The 19510-nt window shown below is 66.5% G+C and carries 16 protein-coding genes; 8 read left to right on the top strand and 8 right to left on the bottom strand.

Annotated elements, in window-relative coordinates; all coding sequences use genetic code 11:
- The first annotated feature begins 6 nt into the window (after window positions 1-6).
- Window positions 7-1203, top strand: coding sequence for an acyl-CoA dehydrogenase family protein (locus tag JQ580_RS27280; RefSeq protein WP_212283431.1), 1197 nt, complete (start codon window positions 7-9; stop codon window positions 1201-1203).
- A gap of 199 nt (window positions 1204-1402) precedes the next feature.
- On the opposite strand, the gene JQ580_RS27275 is transcribed toward JQ580_RS27280, so the two are convergent.
- Complete coding sequence (locus JQ580_RS27275; protein WP_212283429.1) at window positions 1403-3727, bottom strand: xanthine dehydrogenase family protein molybdopterin-binding subunit; 2325 nt, start codon at window positions 3725-3727, stop codon at window positions 1403-1405.
- A gap of 196 nt (window positions 3728-3923) precedes the next feature.
- Entirely contained in the window at window positions 3924-4799 is an 876-nt protein-coding gene (locus JQ580_RS27270) for a dihydrodipicolinate synthase family protein (protein WP_212283427.1), read from the bottom strand.
- 177 nt (window positions 4800-4976) lie between these two features.
- On the opposite strand from JQ580_RS27270, the gene JQ580_RS27265 reads away from it, so the two are divergent.
- Entirely contained in the window at window positions 4977-6113 is a 1137-nt protein-coding gene (locus JQ580_RS27265; RefSeq protein WP_212283425.1) for a GGDEF domain-containing protein, read from the top strand.
- A 16-nt stretch (window positions 6114-6129) separates the two neighbouring features.
- Here JQ580_RS27265 and JQ580_RS27260 read toward each other — a convergent pair whose 3' ends face one another.
- Window positions 6130-7095 carry a VOC family protein gene (locus JQ580_RS27260; protein WP_212283423.1) on the bottom strand — a complete coding sequence of 322 codons (966 nt, stop codon included), beginning with the start codon at window positions 7093-7095 and terminating at the stop codon, window positions 6130-6132.
- 183 nt (window positions 7096-7278) lie between these two features.
- Between JQ580_RS27260 and JQ580_RS27255 the strand changes: the two genes are divergently transcribed.
- Window positions 7279-8145 carry a S1C family serine protease gene (locus JQ580_RS27255; RefSeq protein ID WP_212283421.1) on the top strand — a complete coding sequence of 289 codons (867 nt, stop codon included), beginning with the start codon at window positions 7279-7281 and terminating at the stop codon, window positions 8143-8145.
- Window positions 8142-8513: a response regulator transcription factor gene (locus JQ580_RS27250; RefSeq protein ID WP_106948981.1), complete on the top strand. Its 372-nt coding sequence runs from the start codon at window positions 8142-8144 to the stop codon at window positions 8511-8513. Before JQ580_RS27255 ends, JQ580_RS27250 begins: the two co-directional genes overlap by 4 nt.
- 10 nt (window positions 8514-8523) lie before the next feature.
- On the opposite strand, the gene JQ580_RS27245 is transcribed toward JQ580_RS27250, so the two are convergent.
- Complete coding sequence (locus JQ580_RS27245; RefSeq protein WP_212283419.1) at window positions 8524-10866, bottom strand: Tex family protein; 2343 nt, start codon at window positions 10864-10866, stop codon at window positions 8524-8526.
- Window positions 10867-11486: 620 nt separating this feature from the next.
- Between JQ580_RS27245 and atzD the strand changes: the two genes are divergently transcribed.
- Entirely contained in the window at window positions 11487-12605 is a 1119-nt protein-coding gene (atzD, locus tag JQ580_RS27240) for a cyanuric acid amidohydrolase (RefSeq protein WP_212283417.1), read from the top strand.
- A gap of 107 nt (window positions 12606-12712) precedes the next feature.
- A complete protein-coding gene (locus tag JQ580_RS27235; RefSeq protein ID WP_212283414.1) occupies window positions 12713-14188 on the top strand; it encodes an amidase in 1476 nt (491 codons plus the stop codon).
- Between the two features lie 123 nt (window positions 14189-14311).
- Here JQ580_RS27235 and JQ580_RS27230 read toward each other — a convergent pair whose 3' ends face one another.
- Window positions 14312-14632, bottom strand: a complete 321-nt coding sequence (locus JQ580_RS27230) for a hypothetical protein (protein ID WP_212283412.1) — start codon at window positions 14630-14632, stop codon at window positions 14312-14314.
- 135 nt (window positions 14633-14767) lie between these two features.
- On the opposite strand from JQ580_RS27230, the gene JQ580_RS27225 reads away from it, so the two are divergent.
- Window positions 14768-15676, top strand: coding sequence for a PaaI family thioesterase (locus JQ580_RS27225; RefSeq protein WP_212283410.1), 909 nt, complete (start codon window positions 14768-14770; stop codon window positions 15674-15676).
- A 66-nt stretch (window positions 15677-15742) separates the two neighbouring features.
- Complete coding sequence (locus tag JQ580_RS27220; RefSeq protein WP_212283408.1) at window positions 15743-16111, top strand: hypothetical protein; 369 nt, start codon at window positions 15743-15745, stop codon at window positions 16109-16111.
- Here the strand turns inward: JQ580_RS27220 and poxB are convergent.
- The 3 genes from poxB to JQ580_RS27205 form a co-directional block, all read right to left on the bottom strand.
- A complete protein-coding gene (gene poxB / locus JQ580_RS27215) occupies window positions 16108-17844 on the bottom strand; it encodes a ubiquinone-dependent pyruvate dehydrogenase (RefSeq protein ID WP_212283407.1) in 1737 nt (578 codons plus the stop codon). The two genes, JQ580_RS27220 and poxB, sit on opposite strands and share 4 nt — an antisense overlap.
- Window positions 17845-17952: 108 nt before the next feature.
- Window positions 17953-18585 carry a 2-dehydro-3-deoxy-6-phosphogalactonate aldolase gene (locus JQ580_RS27210; RefSeq protein WP_212283405.1) on the bottom strand — a complete coding sequence of 211 codons (633 nt, stop codon included), beginning with the start codon at window positions 18583-18585 and terminating at the stop codon, window positions 17953-17955.
- Window position 18586: 1 nt separating this feature from the next.
- Window positions 18587-19510 (bottom strand): 2-dehydro-3-deoxygalactonokinase, encoded by a 924-nt coding sequence (locus tag JQ580_RS27205; protein WP_212283403.1) that lies wholly within the window; start codon window positions 19508-19510, stop codon window positions 18587-18589.

Below are 19510 nucleotides of genomic sequence, written 5' to 3'. Positions count from 1 at the left end.
AGATTCATGGACCTGTCGTTCAACGCCGAAGAGCGCGCCTTCCAGGACGAGGTGCGCAGCTTCATCGCAAAGAATCTCACCGAGGAGATGAAGCGCGCGACCGCGCTGACGCCGTCGGTGTTCTCCGACCCGGACATCGGCATGGCCTGGCAGCGCGCGCTGCATAAACAAGGCTGGGGCGCGCCGGGCTGGCCGGTCGAATATGGCGGGCCGGCCTGGACACCGGCGCAACGCTGGATTTTCGAGACGGAGTCCGCACGCGCCGGCGTGCCCAACGTCAACGTGATGGGCGTGAAGATGGTCGGGCCCGTCATCATCGGTTTCGGCAGCCCCGAGCAGAAGAACTTCTACCTGCCGCGGATCCTCTCCGGCGAGGACTATTGGTGCCAGGGCTATTCCGAGCCGGGCTCCGGCTCCGATCTCTCTTCGCTGAAGACGCGCGCGGTTCGCGACGGCGACGACTACGTCATCAACGGCACCAAGATCTGGACCACGCACGCCCACCACGCCAACCGCATGTTCGCGCTGGTGCGCACCAGCGACGGGCCGCGACAGCAGGACGGGATCAGCTTCATCCTGATCGACATGACAACGCCGGGCATCACCACGCGTCCCATCCTCACGATCGGCGGCGACCATGAGGTCAACCAGGTGTTCTTCGACGACGTCCGCGTGCCCGTCGCCAACCGCGTCGGCGAGGAAGGCAAAGGCTGGACCTACGGAAAATATCTACTCGAGTTCGAGCGCGGCTCCGGCATCGCCTCAGCCAAGCTGCGCGAGGGCTTGAAGGCGATCGCGGATCTCGCTGAATCGGATCTGACCGGCCGCGCCATCGACAGCCCCGATATCGCCTCTCGCATCTCCGAAGTCGAAGTCGACATCGACGCGCTGGAGATGACCGAGCTGCGCGTGCTCTCGGCGCTGCAGACCGGGCAGAATCCCGGCGCGGTGTCCTCGATCCTTAAGCTGCGCAACAGTGAAATACGCCAGGCCGTGACGCGGCTCGGGGTCGACGTCATCGGCCACGACGCCCTCGCCGTCGAGCCGATGCGCCCGCTCTACAAGCTCAACCACGAGCCGGCGACGCCCGAGGAGATGCTGACGGTGGTGCCGGAATATCTCAATGGCCGGGCGTACACGATCTTCGGCGGCACGTCGGAGATCCAGCGCGATATCATCGCGAAGATGATGCTGGGGATTTGAGGAATCCGCCCCTGCACCCTCGGTGTCGTCCCCGCGAAGGCGGGGACCCATAACCGCCGGAAAATGTGGTCACGGGGACTCAGAGTTGCCAACTTCCCACCACAACCACTCCCTGTGGTTATGGGTCCCGGGCTCGCGCTGCGCGCCCCGGGACGACAGTTGAGTGTGTCGCGACAGCCGGTGTAACAAACCGCTGCCCTTAACCCGCCGCCTTCGCGTCCTTGATCGCCTTCCAGATCTTCTGCGGCGTCAGGGGCGTATTCAGCTGGGTGATGCCGAGCTCGGCGAGCGCGTCCATCACGCCGTTGGTGACGCAGGGCGGACCGCCGATGGCGCCGGATTCGCCGCAGCCCTTGGCGCCGAGCGGATTGGTGCGGCAGGGCGCGGAATCATCCAGCGTCACCACGATCGGAGGCACGTCGTCGGCGCGCGGGATGCAGTAATCCTGGTAGCTCGCGGTGAGGAGCTGGCCGTCGGCATCGTACGAAACGCCCTCATACAGTGCCTGGCCGATGCCTTGCGCGACGCCGCCGTGGATCTGGCCGGTGACCAGCATCGGGTTCACGGCGACGCCGACGTCGTCGACCGTGGTGTAGCGCACGACCTTGGACACGCCGGTCTCCGGGTCGATCTCGACCTCGCAAATATGCGTGCCGTTCGGCCAGCTCGGACCGTCGACCTCGCCTTCGGAATCCACGCTGAGCTTGGCGCCACCTTCCTTCTCGGCGAGATCAAACAGGCTGATGCGGCGGTCGGTGCCGACCACGGTGAGCATGCCGCCCTGATATTCGATGTCCTCGATCGAGGTTTCCAGTACGTTCGCCGCCTTCTCGCGCGCCTTCTGGATCAGATCGTTGGAGGAGACCGCGACCGCGGTGCCGCCGACGAACAGCGAGCGCGAGCCGACGCTGCCGAAACCCTGCGCGAGATCGGTGTCGCCCTGGACGACGTCGATCTTGTCCATGGCAATGCCCAGCGTGTCGGAGATCATCTGGGTGTAGGTGGTCTGCAGTCCCTGCCCCATCGCCATGGTGCCGGAATGCAGTACGACGCGCCCCTGCGAGGTCGCGTGCAGGCTGACCTTCTCGGTGTGGGCGCGGCCGCCGGTCCATTCGATGTAGGAGGTGAGACCGCGGCCGTAGAGCAAGCCCTTCTTCTTCGCCGCCTTCTTGCGCGCGGCAAAGCCGTCCCAGTCGGCGAGCTTCACGGCGCGATCGAGCATGTGGGCGAACGCGCCGGAATCGTAGACCTGCCCGGCCGCGTTGGTGTAGGGCAGCTGCGCCGGCTTGATGTAATTGGCTTTGCGGATCGCGCGGGGATCCATGCCGATCTTTCGCGCGGCGGCATCGAACAGCCGCTCGACGATGAACACCGCCTCGGGACGGCCCGCGCCGCGATAGGCGCCGACCGGTGCGGTGTGGGTCATCACCGACTGCACCTCGAAATGCACCAGCGGCAGGTCGTAGACGCCGGTCTGCACGAACGGCCCGAGCACCAGCGGAATGATGTTCGCGGCACCCGAGGAGTACGCGCCGGTGCAGCCAATCGACTTGACGCGATAGGCCAGCACCTTGCCCTTCTCGTCCAGCGCGAACGACGCGGTCGAGGTCAGATCGCGGCCATGGGTGCCGCCGACGAATTCGTCGGTGCGGTCGCCGCGCCAGCGGATCTTCTTGTTCAGCTTGGTCGCGGCGTAAGCGACGATGCCGTCCTCGGGATAAAGATTAGTCTTCTGGCCGAAGCCGCCGCCGATGTCGCCGACCAGCACGCGGATGCTATCCTTGGGACGCTTCAGCACGGCCTCCGCCAGCACGTCGCGGGTCGAGGCCGGCGTCTGCGATTGCACGTGCAGCAGCAGGCGGCCGGTCTTCTTGTCGATCTCAGCAATGGTGGAGCGCGGCTCCATCGCTGACGGCACGAGGCGCTGGCTCACGAGATCGAGCTCGACCGTGTGCGCGGCCTTGGCAAAAGCCTCGTCCACCTTGGCGGCATCGCCGTAGGACATCGCGCCGACGATGTTGTCAGGCGCCTCCGGCCACACCACGGGCGCACCTGGCTTCACGGCCTCGACCGGGTCCACCACCGCGGGCTGCACGTCGTAGTCGACGACGATCGCCTCGGCCGCGCTCTGGGCGTCCGCGCGCGAGGCCGCCACCACTGCGGCCACGGCTTCGCCCGCATAGCGCACGACCTCATGGGCGAGCAGGCGGCGCGGCGGCACCGTCATCGGTTTGCCGTCGGGGCGCTTGAAGATGCTCAAGGTCGGGATGGTACCGATGTCGTCCTTGACGAGATCCGCCCCGGTGTAGATCGCGGCAACGCCGGGCATCGATGCCGCTGCTCCGGTGTCGATCGAGACGATCCTGGCGTGGGCATGCGGCGAGCGCAGCACGTACAACCATAGCGCGCCTTCTTCCGGCTTGTCGTCGATGAACTGCCCCTTCCCGGTCAGCAGTCGCTGGTCTTCCAAACGCTTGACGGGCTGGCCCGCTCCGAAACGCAAATTGCCGGGAAGAATGTTCATTCCGTGGGATCCTCGAAGTCTCTTGAAATGCGGCAGCCTTTTAGCGGATCGAGGCATGCGAGGCCAGCCGCGGTTTTGGGCGGCGGGGCCGTGGATTCGTCATGCTCGGGCTTGTCCCAGGCATCCACGTTCGTGCTTCCGTGCTTGAGACGTGGATGGCCGGGTCAAGCCCGGCCATGACAACGGGGAGAGAAGCTCACGCCAGCTCCCGCAGCGCCGCTTCCACGACCTTGCGTGCATCGGCCGTCAGCGGTGCCTGCGGCGGAATGGGATCGCCGACATCATAGCCCTGGCTCGCCAGCCCCGCCTTGATGCAGGCGGCGAGGTTGAAGCGCGCGAAGGCCTCGTTGATGCGCCACAGCTTGCGCTGGAGCGTCATGGCCTCATCCCAGCGGCCGGCCTTGCAGAGATCGTAGAGTGCGACGCTCTGGCGCGGGATGATGCAGGCCGGGCCCGCCATCCAGCCGAGCCCGCCGATCAGCATCACCGCGGCCGGGATATGGGCGGAGGCCGAGAACACCCGCAGGGAGTCCCCGCAGCGGTTCATGATCGAGAGCAGCCGGCCGGTGTTGGTCGAGGCATCCTTGATGTAGCCGATGCGCGGATGCCCGGCGAGCCGCGCGATGACATCGAGCGTGAGATCGGAGCGCTGGAATTGCGGGTTGGTGTAGATGACGACGGGAATGTCGACGGCATCCGCGATGGCGCGGAAATAGGATTCGATCTGGGCGTCGGTGAGCGGGAAATAGGCTTCCAGAATGGCCAGGATGCCGTCGGCGCCGAGCTTCTGATAGGCCTTCGCCTGCGCCACCGCGTCCGCCGTCGAGGTCGAGGCGACGCCGGCGACCACGGGCACGCGCCCCCTCGCGGCCTCGATCGTGGTCCGCACGATCTCGGTCCGCTGCGCCGGATTGAGATAAGCGAACTCGCCGGTCGAGCCGAGCGGCGTCAGTCCGTGCACGCCGGCGTCGATCAGATCGTCGCAAAGCTTTGCAAGCACGCCCGTGCGCACCGTGCCGTCGGCATCGACGGGCGACACCAGATAGGGGAAGACACCGCGAAATTCCGACATGGCGGGCAAGATTCCCAAGGCATCGGGGCGCTGCAAGGCCCCGTTAACCGCTGCTAACATGCGAGGAAATCGTCGGCAAGCTCGCGCATTGACCACTCCTTAAGGACGTTGCGCGCCGGCCATCATGTCGCGCCGACTGCCTACCCCATGTTAGGGAGTGGCGGCGATGGTGCCGGCATGCCTCTCACAATGCTGTCCAGGTATTTGCATCCCGATCCGCGCATCCGGCGCGAGCTCGTCGATCTCCTGTACACGTCGCTGCCGCAGGTGTCCGCCATCGGCCTCACCTCGGTGACGGGTGCCGTGGCGCTTGCCGTCATGAGCGGCGATATCGGCTATGCCGTCATCTCGGTCTTCATCTTCGTCACGGCCGCGGCCCGCATCTACTCCCTGTTCCGCTACCGGTCGCGCGCGGCGCAATTCTCCGATGCCGACGTGATCCGATGGGAACGGCTGTATGGGGCCGGCGCATCCGCCTTCGGCCTTGCGCTCGGCATGCTCTCCTATCGTGCGCTCGAGATCGACGACGACCCCGGCGCCTGGATCGCGTTCGGGCTCTCGATGTCGTTCTGCGTCGGCATGGTTTCGCGCGCGGCGATCCGTCCGTGGATCATCCTCAACACGGCGGCCATCCTGTTGATGCCGACCATCGTCGGCGGCCTGCTGCGGCCCGAATTCGCCTATAAGATCGGCGCGCTCATGCTGGTGTTCTTCTGGCTGACCTTGCGCGAGGCCTCCAGGCATCTCAGCGCCGCCTTCGTGGAGCGCCTCGAAGCCAAGCACCGGCTGGCGCGGCAGGCCACCCACGACTTCCTCACGGGACTGCCGAACCGCGCCGCGTTCTTCCAGGCGCTGGCGGAGACACAGGACGACTTCGCCATCGTCGCCATCGATCTCGACGGCTTCAAGCCGGTCAACGACCGTCACGGCCATCAAGCCGGTGACGATTTGCTGCGTCAGGTCGCGGAGCGGCTGTCGTCCTGCGTCGGCAGCGTCGGCATTGCTGCACGCTTCGGCGGTGACGAATTCCTGATGCTCAAACCGGTTGCGGCAGGCGACGACGGCCGCGAGCAAGCGCTCGCGCTGACGCGCCAGGCCATTCGCGATCTCTCGATGCCGTTCCTGCTGGCGGACATTCCGGTCCGCATCGCGGCGAGCGCCGGCATTCTCGTCAGCACCGGACCGGTGGCCGCAGCCAAGGCCTCGCAGCTGCTGGATCGTGTCGACCGCGCGCTCTACGCCGCCAAGCGCAGTGGAGGCGGACGCTGGAGCTGGTCGGACCAGGACGTCGTCGCCGAGCGTGCTGCAGGCTGAAGTAGCCAGCTCTCGTTCAGGCCTTGAGCAGCCGCACCCGCGTCCCCCAAGGATCGATCGCCTCCAGCCCGTCTGCGAGCGCCGTGACTTGCGCGCCGCCCTTGCGCAGGCGCTGCTCCTGGGCGGCGAGGATGTCCGGCTTGTCCGTCACCAGCGAGAACCAGGCCAAGCCGGTCATCCGGTCGTCGCGCTGGCCGGCGCCCTGGCTCTGCCAGACGTTGATGCCGAGGTGGTGATGATAGCGGCCCGACGACAGGAACGCCGCGCCATTTCGGCTGCGGGTCGGATCGAGGCCGATCGCGCCGTGATAGAAGCCTGCGGCCTGCGCGAGATCGCCGACGCGCAGATGCATGTGGCCGATGCGGAGGCCGTCCGGCGCCTTGCCATAATCCGGCACGCGCGTGTTGGTCAGCGACAGGAGATCGGGAATGTTGAGCTCGTCGGACGCCATCTTCACGCTGCCCTCGCTCCACTGCCATTGCGAAGGATCGCGATCGGCATAGACTTCGATGCCGTTGCCTTCGGGATCATCGAGATAGACCGACTCACTGACGAGATGATCGGCGAAGCCCGACAGCTTCACCCGATGCGAGGCCGCGTGAACCAGCCAGCGCGCAAGGTCCTTGCGGGTCGGCATCAGGAAGGCGGTGTGGTAGAGGCCGGCGGCGTTGCGCGGCTCGATGGCCGCATCGGGGCGGGCCTCTAGCACCAGCAGCGTGAGGCCTGATGTGCCGAGCCTTGCAGCGGTCGCCGAGCGCTCCATCACGGTGAGGCCGATCACATCGCGATAGTAGTCCGCGACCGTGTCGAGATTCTTCACCCGCAGCGTCACCATGCCGACCCGCATCGGCGTGCGGCTGGCATAGGTCGGCCCGGCGCCTTGCAGCGTCCCCTCGGCACGCGCCGCAGCTGCGGCCGCCATCGCAAGCGAGGTGGCGCCGGCGAGTTGCAGCAGGATGCGGCGGGTGAGATCGATGGTCATCAGTCGGGCTCGCTGAAATTGGTTGAGGCCGTGTGGCGCAATGTGCGGCCGATTGCTACACGTTCGCGTGAGCGGCTCCCAATCACATATTCGTCGGCCGCAATAGGCTCCGTCCTGACCACCCGGCCAGTTTCGCGCTTCCCCGCCACATCCCAGATTGGTGACAGCTATCAGGAGCCAGCCATGACCGACCCAACTTCCCTCTCCTCACTGTCGTCCGCGCTCGCGGATGTGGTGGCGCGCACCGCGCCCGCTGTCGTTTCCGTGCACTCGCATCGGTCCCGCGCCACCGGCTTTGCGTGGAAGCCGGGCCTGATCGTCACCGCCGACGAGGCATTGGCCGACGAGGGCGAGGTCGAGATCGGCCTGCCCGACGGCAGCCGCGCGGCTGCCACCATTGTCGGCCGCGACCACACCACCGATATCGCGCTGCTGCGCGCCGAGGTCGCGACGGCGCCGTTCAAGCTCGCCGCAACGGTCCCGCCACTCGGTGCGTTGGCGATCGTGGTCGCCACCCACCGCGACACGCCGAGTGCGGCACTCGGGATGGTGTCGGCGTCCGGCAGCGGCTGGCGCTCCTTGCGCGGCGGCGAGATCGATGCGCGGATCGAGCTCGACGTCCGCCTGCGCGGCAGCCAGCAGGGCGGGCTTGTGCTCAGCGCTTCGGGCGAAGCCCTCGGCATGGCCGTGCTCGGCCCACGGCGCGTGCTGGTGATCCCGACCGCGACCATCGAGCGCGTCGCGGCGCAGTTGGAGACGCGCGGTCGCATCGCGCGCGGTTATCTCGGCCTTGGGCTGCAGCCGGTCCGGCTCGACGACGGCGTCGGCGCGATGGTGATGAATGTCGACAAGGCCGGACCTTCGGCCGCCGCCGGCATCCGCCAGGGCGACGTGATCGTCGCGGTCAACGACCAGAAACTGTCGGGCGTGCGCGCGCTGTCGCGGACGCTGGGTCCTTCCAGCGTCGGCGCGGTGGTCGATGTCGCCGCACGCCGCGGCGGCGAGCCGGTCAGCTTCAAGGTCACGGTCGGCGAGAGGCCGGAGGCGTGAGCGAGGACAACGCACCGGAGATCGTGCTCGCTCTGGAGATCGACGATCCCGCGCTCGCCGGTCGCCTCGAGGCCTTGCTCGCCGGCGTCGCCGGGCTTCGCCTCGCCGTGTCGGGCGAGACCGCCGCGGCGACGATCGTCGCCCGCGATCCACGCGTCATGCCCGACGACATCGCGTTGACGCAGCGTGAGCTCGACGTTCTGGCGCTGATGGCCGAAGGCGCCTCCAACAAGATGATCGCGCGCCAGCTCGGCATCTCCGTGCACACCGTGAAATTCCACGTCGGCTCGCTGCTCGACAAGCTGGACGCCACCGGCCGCACCGATGCGGTCGCGCATGCGGCGCGCCGCGGCGTGATCGAGCTTTAGGCATCGCGCCTCACGCGCGCTTGCCGCCGTTCTTCTCGGCTGCGCGGCGCATGGCCTCGGCGAGCGCGCCGCCACCACCGGAGGAAGCCTCCTGCTTGCGCGGCGCCGACGACGTCATGCGGGCCGGGTTGCGCGCGCCGGCGTCGCGCTGCATGCCGGGGGCGTCCTTTTTAGCCCCGACCTCGTCGTCGAGCCGCAAGGTCAGCGAGATGCGCTTGCGGGCGACCTCGAAGTCCAGCACCTTGACCTTGACGATGTCGCCGGGCTTCACGACCTCGCGCGGGTCCTTGATGTAGGTCTTCGACATCGCCGAGATGTGCACGAGGCCGTCCTGGTGTACGCCGATGTCGACGAACGCACCGAACGCGGCGACGTTGGTGACGGTGCCCTCGAGGATCATGCCCTTCTTGAGGTCCTTGATCTCTTCGACGCCATCCATGAACACGGCGGCCTTGAAGGCCGGACGCGGATCGCGGCCGGGCTTCTCCAATTCCTTCAAAATGTCGGTGACGGTCGGAAGACCAAATGTCTCGTCGACGAAATCCTTCGGCTTCAAGGTGCGCACGATCTCGCTGGAGCCGATCAGCGCCTTGATGTCGCTCTTGGTCGCCGCGAGGATGCGGCGCACCACCGGATAGGCTTCCGGATGCACGCCGGAGGCATCGAGCGGATCCTCGCCGCCGAGGATGCGGAGGAAGCCCGCGCACTGCTCGAACGCCTTCGGCCCGAGCCGCGGCACCTCCTTCAGCGCCTTGCGCGACTTGAACGGGCCGTTGGCGTCGCGATGCGCCACGATGCTCTGCGCGAGGCCCGAGCCGACGCCCGACACGCGGGCGAGCAGCGGCGCGGACGCGGTGTTGACGTCGACGCCGACCGCGTTCACGCAGTCCTCGACCACGGCGTCGAGCGATTTGGCGAGCTTGGCCTGGCCGAGATCGTGCTGATACTGGCCGACGCCGATCGCCTTGGGCTCGATCTTGACGAGCTCGGCGAGCGGATCCTGCAGACGCCGCGCGATCGAGACTGCGCCGCGCAGGGTGACGTCAAGACCGGGCAATTCTTCCGAGGCGAACGCCGAGGCTGAATAGACCGACGCGCCGGCCTCCGAGACCACAATCTTGGTCATCTTCAGCTCGGCCAGCCCCTTGACGAGATCGCCCGCGAGCTTGTCGGTCTCGCGCGAGGCGGTGCCGTTGCCGATCGCGATCAGCTCGACCTTGTGCTTCATCGCGAGCCGGCCGAGCGTTGCGAGCGACTCGTTCCACTGCCGCTGCGGCTCGTGCGGATAGATCACGGCGGTATCGACCACCTTGCCGGTCGCATCGGTGACGGCGACCTTGACGCCCGTGCGATAGCCGGGATCGAGCCCCATGGTGACGCGGGTGCCGGCCGGCGCGGCCAGCAGCAGGTCGCGCAAATTCGAGGCGAACACGCGCACGGCCTCGGTCTCGGCGGCGTTCCAAAGCCGCATGCGCAGGTCGATATTGAGATGCACCTGGATCTTGGTGCGCCAGGCCCAGCGCACGGTGTCGATCAGCCAGCGGTCGCCGGCGCGCTTGAGGTCGGCGATGCCGAACCGCTTCATGATCTTCAGTTCATAGGCGCTGGGCACGCCCGGCGGCGGCGCCTCGGCTTCGGCCTGAATTTGCAGGTCGAGGATCTCCTCCTTCTCGCCGCGGAACATCGCGAGGATGCGGTGCGAGGGCAGCTTGGTCAGCGGCTCGGAGAAGTCGAAATAGTCGGCGAACTTCTCGCCTTCGGTCTTCTTGCCGTCGCGCACCTTGGAGGCCATGCGCGCATTGGTCCACATCTCCTCGCGGAGCGCGCCGATCAGATCGGCGTCCTCGTCGAAACGTTCGACCAGGATGGCGCGGGCGCCGTCGAGTGCGGCCGCGGCGTCCGCAACGCCCTTCTCGGCGTTGACGAAGGCTTCGGCCACAATCTTCGGATCGTTCGTGGGCTCCGCCATCAACTGGTTGGCGAGCGGCTCGAGGCCGGCCTCCTTGGCGATCTCCGCCTTGGTGCGGCGCTTCGGCTTGAACGGCAGATAGATGTCTTCGAGGCGGGCCTTGCTGTCGGCGGCGAGAATGGAGGCTTCGAGCGCAGCATCGAGCTTGCCCTGCTCGCGAACCGATTCGAGGATGGCCTTGCGGCGGTCCTCGAGCTCGCGCAGGTAACCCAGGCGCTCCTCCAGGGTACGCAGTTGCGCGTCGTCGAGCGCACCGGTCGCTTCCTTGCGATAGCGGGCGATGAAGGGAACCGTGGCGCCACCATCGAGCAACGCCACCGTCGCCTCGACCTGCTCGGGGCGAACCCCAAGCTCCTGCGCAATTTTCTGGTTGATATTGGCCACGGGAGATTCCTCTATCCAAGTACGCGACGCGGCGGCGAACCACCTGTAGCGGGACGCCGCTTATGGACCAACCGGGGTCGGTTCATCAAGGTACGAAGCAGCATCGTCGACAGGGGATTTTTTGTCGAGATGATGCGATCTCGCCACATTCGTGAGGACGCCACTGCTCTCGTGTCCCGGACGCGCTCGAGCGCGCGGCGACATCGGCTCCGGCTCTGCAGCCCACCCATCCGGACGATGCGGCGCATCGCCCGGCCACTGCGCTGCGTCGGGCGCAAGAGCGGAGAAGTTTGGGCCCCTCGCTCCGCGTCATTGCGACGAGCACTTGTGACGCAGCAATCCAGAATCCCTCCGCGGAGAGACTCTGGAACTTCCGCCTTGCTTCGACATGGCGGAGTACGAGGTCACAGCCTGCTTCTCCAAGTGACACTGTCATTCCCCGCGAAGGCGGGGAATCCAGTACGCCGCGGCCTCTCGATTCGACAACCGCCGGCTCGGCGTAATGGATCGCCCGGTCCATTTCGCGCGCCCCGGAATGGCGCGGAGTGTTGCACTTGACAGACGTCTTAGTTCTACGCCTGTTTGATCCCGCCGGGACCACCGAACTTCGAGGAACAGTCATGCCCACAACATCGGTCGGCGTCTTCAAGATCGCGACCAGGGGCCCCGGCGACGTTTCCGGCCTCATGAACTTGATCGCTTCAGGCGCGATCGATCCAGCCGCCATCCTGGCCATTCTCGGCAAGACCGAGGGCAATGGCGGCGTCAACGACTTCACGCGGGAGTATGCCGTTACGGCGCTGTGCACAGCGCTCGCGCCGAAGCTCGGCCTGACGCCACATGAGGTCGAGCAGCGTATCGCCTTCGTGATGTCGGGCGGCACCGAGGGTGTGCTCAGCCCGCACATCACGGTATTCACGCGCGGCGAGGCGGAGCGCCCGACGGGCATCTCCGGCAAACGGCTGAGCATCGGCATGGCGCACACGCGGGATTTCCTGCCCGAGGAGCTTGGCCGCTCGGCGCAGATCCATGAGACGGCGAAGGCCGTACAGGCCGCGATGTCGGATGCCGGCATCACCGATCCCGCCGACGTCCATTTCGTGCAGATCAAGTGTCCGCTGCTCACCAGCGAACGCGTCGAGGCGGCGACCGCGCGCGGCAACAAGACCGCGACGAACAGCTCGTACAGCTCGATGGCCTATTCGCGCGGCGCCTCCGCGCTCGGGGTTGCGGTGGCGCTCGGCGAGGTCACATCCGACATCCGCGATGAGGACGTGCTGCGGCGCTACGATCTGTTCTCAAGGGTTGCCTCGACCTCATCCGGAATCGAGCTCATGCACAACGTTGTCATCGTGCTCGGCAATTCCAACAGTTCAGCCAGCGAGTTCGTGATCGGGCATGCCGTGATGACCGACGCAATCGATGCGCCCGCTGTGGTGTCTGCACTGCAGAGCGTTGGCCTTGAGGCCTTCCTTGGGGTTGCACCGCAGGCAAAAGCAGGTCGCGAGCTCGTCAACATCTTCGCCAAGGCCGAGGCTTCGCCCGATGGCAGCGTGCGGGGCTCCCGCCACACCATGCTGGAAGATACCGACATCAGCTCGACACGCCATGCCCGCGCCGCGGTCGGCGGCTTGATCGCAGGCCTTGCAGGCACCGGAGTGGTCTATGTCTCCGGCGGCGCGGAGCATCAGGGGCCGGCCGGCGGCGGACCGGTTGCGGCGATCGCGCGACTGTCCTAATGCCCCGACCTCTCCGCCCGGCGCAACCCTGCCCCTCGTGCCGGCTCAGTTGATTCACGCGGTCCCTTGCTAAAAAGGTGACGCCGCACCTCAAGGGATCTGACTTCATGACTTTGCCGATGAGCTGGACTGAATGGGCGCAGCACGATGGCGTCGCGCTGGCGGGGCGAGTCCGCAAGGGCGAGCTGACGGCGAAGGAGCTGGCGCGCCAGGCAGCCGCCGGTGTCGCCAAGGTCAATCCGGCGCTGTCAGGCGTGGTGGAGCTGTTCGAGGACGTGATCGCCGATCCCGCGAAGGACGGCGCCAATCTCGCAGGTCCGTTCGCCGGCCTGCCGTTCCTGATGAAGGACCTCGGGCCGACCATGAAGGGCCGGCTCCAGGAAATGGGCTCGCTCTTGATGCGCGGCAATCGCGCCGCGGCCGATACGTTCCTCACCGGCAAATTCCGCCAGGCCGGCCTCAACCTGATCGGACGCACGACCACCCCGGAATTCGGCGTCTGCTCGTCGGCCGACAATCCCGCCGTCTACGTCACCCGCAATCCCTGGAATACCGACTACACCACCTGCGGCTCGTCGGCGGGCAGCGCGGCCATGGTCGCGGCCGGCGTGGTGCCGATCGCACATGCCACCGACGGCGGCGGCTCGATCCGCATTCCCGCCGGGGTCAACGGCAATATCGGGCTGAAGGTCTCGCGCGGCGTGTTCTCGCTGGCGCCGCACATGTCCGACCTCACCGGCCTCGTCTCGATCCAGGGCTGCCAGTCGCGCTCGGTGCGCGACACCGCCGCCTTCGTCGATCACGCCCGCGGTCCCGCGCCCGGCGAGTTCATGCCGTTCTGGACCACGGCGCAGCCCTATTCCGAGATGATCAAGCGCGATCCGTCCAAGCTGCGCATCGCGCTGTCCCATACCTGGGGCGACTACACCGCGACGCCCGAGATCGCCGCCGAGCTGGACAAGACCGGCCGCTTTCTCGAAGGCCTCGGCCATCACGTCGACTATGCCTTGCCTGAGCTCGATTTCCGCGCCGCGTTCGAGGCGCAGACGATGTGCTACATCAGCAATTTCGCGGTGGTGATCTCCAACATGCTCGCCGCGCGCGGGCTGGAAAGGCCACCGGAAGATCTGATCGAGCCCATGAACATCCGGATCTGGGAAGCCGGCCGGCACACGACATTCGCCGAGCGTGCGAAGATGCAGGGCGTGTTCAACACCACGTCACGCGGCTTCGGTGCCTTCTTCGAGCAGTGGGACGTGATCCTGACGCCGATCACCGCACTGCCGACGCCGAAGGTCGGCACCAGGGAATATCTCACCATCTCCGACAACCCTGATGTGCTCGACTGGTTCGGCAATCTCTGGCGCTTCTTCGCCTTCACCCCGCTGGCCAATCTCTGCGGCATGCCCGCGATTTCGATGCCGATGGCGGCGCAAGACCACGGTCTGCCGCTCGGCATCCAGGCGATCGCCAAGCAGGCCAATGACGGCCTGTTGCTGCAACTCGCCGCCCAGATCGAGCGCGCGCTCGACGGCAAGTGGAACGGCGGCAATACCGCGAAGGTGCATGTGACCAAGGCTTAGGCCGAAGCGGAGCCGCTCGCCTCAAACAGGCGTCCTTATTTCTGCAGTCATCCTGGAGACGCCCGCTTTGCGGGCTCCCTCAGGATGAGGTCTGGTTTCGCGGCGCTGTTGCGAAACCCGATCTCAATTCTTCATCGCCGGGATCTCCTCCGCCACCGGCTGCTTCTGGCCCTGCTGGTACATCGCCAGCGCCTTGTCGAGGGCTTCGCGCAGTGCAAGTGCCGCGGCCACGCTGCAACGCAGATGCGCGGTCTGGACCACGTCGACCCTGACGGCCGCGCCGACCGGCATCAGCAAATTCGCGGCGAGCTCGATCTGGATCGCGCCGTTGTGATGGCCGAAACAGGACGCGCCGTCGAAATAGATGATCGGCGCCCGCTCCGAGCTGGAGCTCGAAATGGTGACGGGCCCCTGGTTGTTGGCGGGCGTTTCGGGGTCGGCCATGGGCACTCCTTGGGGCTGGTCGGCGAACGAAGCGCTCACCATCGGTGCTTCGGCCTGCTCTGTCGAGGTCAAACCGGCCCGATCGGGGTCGATCCGGGTTTTGCGCGGCGCCCGACACTGGTCTAGAACGTCCTCATGAGCCCCATACCGACCACGCTTCCGTTCGAGGAACTCGCCGAAGCCATCAAGGGCCGCCGATCCGACTACGGCCAGATCAGCGGGTTGCAGCTCGACCGTTTCGCGCCAAGCGAGGCCTGGTCCAGCCTGCCCTATCGTCCCGTCTTCGTCGGCGACACCGAAACGGGCGTGCTGCATGGTGGCGTCGTCACCGCGATGCTGGACGAGAGCTGCGGCATGGCGGTGCAGCTTGCGCTCGACGGCACGAGCGCGATCGCAACTCTCGATTTGCGCATCGATTATCAGAAGCCGGCCACGCCAGGTCTAGACATCAAGGCGCATTCGGTCTGCTATCGCACCACGCGCTCGATCGCCTTCGTGCGCTCGACGGCCTACCAGGAGTCCGAGGACGATCCGGTCGCGACCGCGACCGCCTGCTTCATGATCGGCGCCAACCGCACCAACATGCTTGCCGATCGCAGGATGGACTTGCGCAGCATTCCGACGCTGGAGGCACCGGACGATCCGGACGGTCCGTTCGCGAACAGCCCGTTCGCGCGTGCGCTCGGTATTCGCGTCAATGACGACGGCACGCTGACGATGCCGTTCTCGCCGCAAATCATCGGCAATCCGATCCTGCCCGCGATCCACGGCGGCATGACCGGCGCCTTTCTCGAGACCACTGCGATCTTCGGCGTGAGGCGCGAGCTCGGCATCGCCGCGCTGCCCAAGCCGATCGGACTCACCATCAACTATCTTCGCTCCGGCCGCGCGCTCGACACCTTCGCCAACGTGTCGATCGTGAAGCATGGCCGGCGCATCGTTGCCTTCGAGGCGCGCGCCTGGCAGGACGATGCGGACAAGCCGATCGCCACCGCCTTTGGTCATTTCATGCTGCGCCCGACGCCCGGACGCGACGAGGAATAGGCCCATTTTGACTTGACGGCCGCAGTTCCGGCCACAACGATGGGACGTCCCCGCGAGAGGTATTGGATGCGGCATCCGCTCGACATCATCGCCATGTTCGCCGCACTCTGGCTGCTGGCCTCGATGATGCTCGACGCGCTGACACCGAAGGAACTGACCGCGATCATGATCGGCGTGGCGATCGGACCTGCGATGGTCATCACGGCCGTATTCTACTATTTGCGCTGTCCGCGAACGGACTTCGCGGTGATGTTCGCAGCACTCTGGCTCATCTCGGACATCGCGATCGCGTTCGTCTCGCCGACGCAGCTGCCGCATTTCCTGATCGTGCTCGGCTTCGTGCCGGCCTTGACGGTCGGCAGCGTGCTGCACTGGCAACGCTTCCAGCGCCGCCACGAGCAACCGCTGCCGGCGCCTTCGGTGAAGCGGGGTTAGCGCGGCAGGAGATTCGTCTTCGCGAGGTCGAGCACCTCGTCGCCGCGGCCGTTCATCACCGCGCGCAGCACCCAGAGACTGAAGCCCTTGATCTGCTCGGGCGTGATGGTCGGCGGCATCGAGAGTTCCTGCTTTGCGGTGACGACGTCGAGCAGCGCCGGCCCGTCATGGGCGAGCATCTCCTTGACGGCGCCGGGCAATTCGCCGGGGTCCTCGACGCGCTTGGCAAAGATGCCCATGGCGCGCGCCATCGCTGCGAAGTCCGGATTCTTCAGGTCGACATTGGTGTCGACGAAGCCCGCGGCCTTCATCTCCAGCGCAACGAAGCCGAGCACGCCGTTGTTGAAGACGACCACCTTCACCGGCAGCTTCTCCTGCGTCAGCGTGATCAGATCACCCATCAGCATGGTGAAGCCGCCATCGCCGGACAGCGAGATTACCTGGCGGCCGGGCTGGGCGGCCTGCGCGCCGATCGCCTGCGGCATCGCGTTGGCCATCGAGCCGTGCACGAATGAACCGATCAGCCGGCGGCGGCCGTTCATGTCGAGATAGCGCGCGGCCCACACCGTGGGCGTGCCGACATCGGCGGTGAAGACCGCATCGTCGGACGCATGGTCGCTGATGACCTTTGCGAGATATTGCGGATGGATCGGCTTGCTGCCCGGGGTACCCCTGGCGAGCGAATCCAGCCCCTCGCGCGCCTTCTTGTAGTGCGCGACGGCGTCGTCGAGATGCTTGCGCTGCGTCTTTGATGTCAGCAGCGGCAGCAGCGCTTCGATGGTGAGCTTGACGTCGCCGACGAGGCCGAGATCGATCTTGCAGCGACGTCCCAGATTCTCGGGACGAATGTCGATCTGCGCGACCTTCGCATCGGTGGGGAAGAACTGCTTGTAGGGGAAATCCGTGCCCAGCATCACCAGCGCGTCACAGGCATGCATGGCCGCGTAGCCCGAGGAGAAGCCGATAAAGCCGGTCATGCCGACGTCGTAGGGGTTGTCGTACTCGACATGCTCCTTGCCGCCGAGCGCATGGACGATCGGGCTCTTCAGCGATTCCGCCAGTTGCATCAGGGGCGCATGCGCGCCGACGCAGCCGCGGCCGCAGAACAGGGTGACGCGCTCGACGCCGTTGAGGAGATCCGCGAGCGCCTGCAGCTCGGCTGCCTCCGGCACCACCTTCGGCGCCGCCACGCTGAGGCCGCGCGTGGTCGACAGCGCGCGCTTGGGCGGGCTGCGGAAAGCGACGTCGCCGGGCATGGCGACGACGGCGACGCCGCGCAGACCGATCGCCGCGCGGATCGCGTTCTCCAGCACGAACGGGAGCTGGCTCGGGTCGGAGACCATCTCGCAATAATGGCTGCATTCACGGAACAGGTTCTGTGGATGGGTCTCCTGGAAATAGCCGCCGCCGATCTCGGACGAAGGGATCTGCGCGGCGATCGCCAGCACGGGAACGCGGCTGCGATGAGCATCGAACAGTCCGTTGATCAGATGCAGATTGCCGGGGCCGCAGGAACCCGCGCACACCGCAAGGCTTCCGGTCATCTCGGCTTCGCCCGCGGCGGCGAAGGCGGCGACCTCCTCGTGGCGGACATGGATCCACTCGATGGTGCCGCGGCGGCGCAATGATTCGGTCAGGGCGTTCAGGCTGTCGCCGACGATGCCGTAGATGCGCTTGACGCCGGCCTGTTCGAGCGTTGCCACGAACAGATCGGCCACGTTGTTGATCGCCATGTCGGTCTCCTGCTGTCGCCAGTCACACTGCGCGATACGTCACATCAGCATCGCGGGCAATATGAGGCACAATAGGTTATGACGGGTTCACGGCTAGTTTATCGTCCGTCAATCTTTCTGAATTGCCCGATCGTAAGCCGTGATTGTCGCCTTCGCGCGCGCGGCGACATCGGCCGCGCTCATGCCGGGCTTGTAGAGGCTGGAGCCGAGCCCGAAGGCGGTGACGCCGCCCTTGATGTATTCGGCAAAGTTCTGATCGGAGACGCCGCCGACGGCCGCGATCATCACGCCCGACGGCAGCACGGCGCGGATCGCGGCGATGCCGGAGGCGCCCAGCACGCTGGCCGGAAAGAACTTCAGGCCGGATGCGCCCGAGCGCGCGGCGAGCAGCGCTTCGGTCGGCGAGAACACGCCAGGCAGCGTGACCATGGCGTATTGATGCGCACGCACCAGCACCTGCGTGTCCACATTCGGCGAGACCATCAGCCTGCCGCCGACGTCGTTGAGACGATCGACATCCGCGGTGGCCAGCACCGTGCCGGCACCGATCAGCACGTCCGGAGGCGCCTGCTTCACCGCGGTTGCGATGGAGCGGAACGGATCGGGCGAATTCAGGGGGATCTCGATCGCGGTCATGCCGGCTTCGATCAGCACGCCGACGATCGCTTCAGTCTCCTCGGGCTTGACGCCGCGCAGGATCGCAACCAGCGGCCGCTTCATCGGCGGAAAGGGAATGCTCATCTCAAAGATCCTTTGATTTCCAGATCGCGGCAGCCGCCATGGACAGGCCGCGGCGAACGGCTTCATCCGCATCGACCGGATGAGCGTTGACCGACAGCGCCTCGAACGCCAGCCGGTACAGCACCGCAAGCCGCCCGGCGGCAATCAGCCTGATACCTGTTTGCGGCACGGAGCCGGAGAGTCCGGCCGCCAGCTCGACGCCGATCAACGTACCTGACAGCGCCTCGCGCGCCGCAGCCGGCGCGCCGCCGAACAGCAGCTGGCGCGACCGCGCGCTGAACAAATGATTGGCAACGAAGGCCGGCGCCTCGTATGCGGCTTTCACCGCCGCCTTGAAGCTCGCGATATCCTCGGCCTCGTCGGCGCCGGCGACCGCGAGCGACAGGATGGTCTCTTGCGAGACGGCGCTGAACAGTTCGCCGGTCATGAAAGTGGAGAAGCGTTCGACGACGCCGTCCTTCACCCGCACCCATTTCGAATGCGTGCCGGGCATGCAGACCAGCGCCTCGCCCATGGCCTCGAGGCCGAGCGCGCCGAGCAGCTGCGTTTCCTCGCCGCGCATGACGTCGGGCGCGCTAACGTCGCGCTGCGCGATGCCGGGCAGGATGCGGATGTCACGCGCTTGGCCCGGAACGCGCACGGCTTGCGTCAGGACGGCCGCGAGCGGTGCCGGCGTGTCGACATAGCCGGCCTCGACCCAGCCGGTTTTGGCGCCGGCCATGCCGCAGACCAGAACCGGCAGATGATCCGGCGCTTCGATCGCCGCGAGATGCGACTGCAGCACGGCCGGAAAGCCGGCCTTGGCGGCCGCCAGCATGCCCTCGCCGCTGCGACGCTCGGCCAGCACCTGGCCGGCACGATCAACCAGCCACAGCCGGAAGCTGCTGGTGCCCCAGTCAACCGCGACATAAGCGGGTTCGGTCAT

Source organism: Bradyrhizobium sp. SZCCT0148, from assembly GCF_018129985.1.
GTDB lineage: Bacteria > Pseudomonadota > Alphaproteobacteria > Rhizobiales > Xanthobacteraceae > Bradyrhizobium > Bradyrhizobium japonicum_H.
Note: the sequence above shows the minus strand (reverse complement) of the source record. Positions and strands in the feature narration are given on the sequence as shown.

Excerpts from the sequence above, each read along its gene's own strand:
- atzD (WP_212283417.1), top strand. The coding sequence starts at position 11,487 with ATGCCCACAACATCGGTCGGCGTCTTCAAGATCGCGACCAGGGGCCCC.
- JQ580_RS27235 (WP_212283414.1), top strand. The coding sequence starts at position 12,713 with ATGACTTTGCCGATGAGCTGGACTGAATGGGCGCAGCACGATGGCGTC.
- JQ580_RS27220 (WP_212283408.1), top strand. The coding sequence starts at position 15,743 with ATGCGGCATCCGCTCGACATCATCGCCATGTTCGCCGCACTCTGGCTG.
- JQ580_RS27210 (WP_212283405.1), bottom strand. The coding sequence starts at position 18,585 with ATGAGCATTCCCTTTCCGCCGATGAAGCGGCCGCTGGTTGCGATCCTG.
- JQ580_RS27205 (WP_212283403.1), bottom strand. The coding sequence starts at position 19,510 with ATGACCGAACCCGCTTATGTCGCGGTTGACTGGGGCACCAGCAGCTTC.
- JQ580_RS27255 (WP_212283421.1), top strand. The coding sequence starts at position 7,279 with ATGACCGACCCAACTTCCCTCTCCTCACTGTCGTCCGCGCTCGCGGAT.
- JQ580_RS27265 (WP_212283425.1), top strand. The coding sequence starts at position 4,977 with ATGCCTCTCACAATGCTGTCCAGGTATTTGCATCCCGATCCGCGCATC.
- JQ580_RS27280 (WP_212283431.1), top strand. The coding sequence starts at position 7 with ATGGACCTGTCGTTCAACGCCGAAGAGCGCGCCTTCCAGGACGAGGTG.
- JQ580_RS27230 (WP_212283412.1), bottom strand. The coding sequence starts at position 14,632 with ATGGCCGACCCCGAAACGCCCGCCAACAACCAGGGGCCCGTCACCATT.
- poxB (WP_212283407.1), bottom strand. The coding sequence starts at position 17,844 with ATGGCGATCAACAACGTGGCCGATCTGTTCGTGGCAACGCTCGAACAG.
- JQ580_RS27270 (WP_212283427.1), bottom strand. The coding sequence starts at position 4,799 with ATGTCGGAATTTCGCGGTGTCTTCCCCTATCTGGTGTCGCCCGTCGAT.
- JQ580_RS27260 (WP_212283423.1), bottom strand. The coding sequence starts at position 7,095 with ATGACCATCGATCTCACCCGCCGCATCCTGCTGCAACTCGCCGGCGCC.
- JQ580_RS27275 (WP_212283429.1), bottom strand. The coding sequence starts at position 3,727 with ATGAACATTCTTCCCGGCAATTTGCGTTTCGGAGCGGGCCAGCCCGTC.
- JQ580_RS27225 (WP_212283410.1), top strand. The coding sequence starts at position 14,768 with ATGAGCCCCATACCGACCACGCTTCCGTTCGAGGAACTCGCCGAAGCC.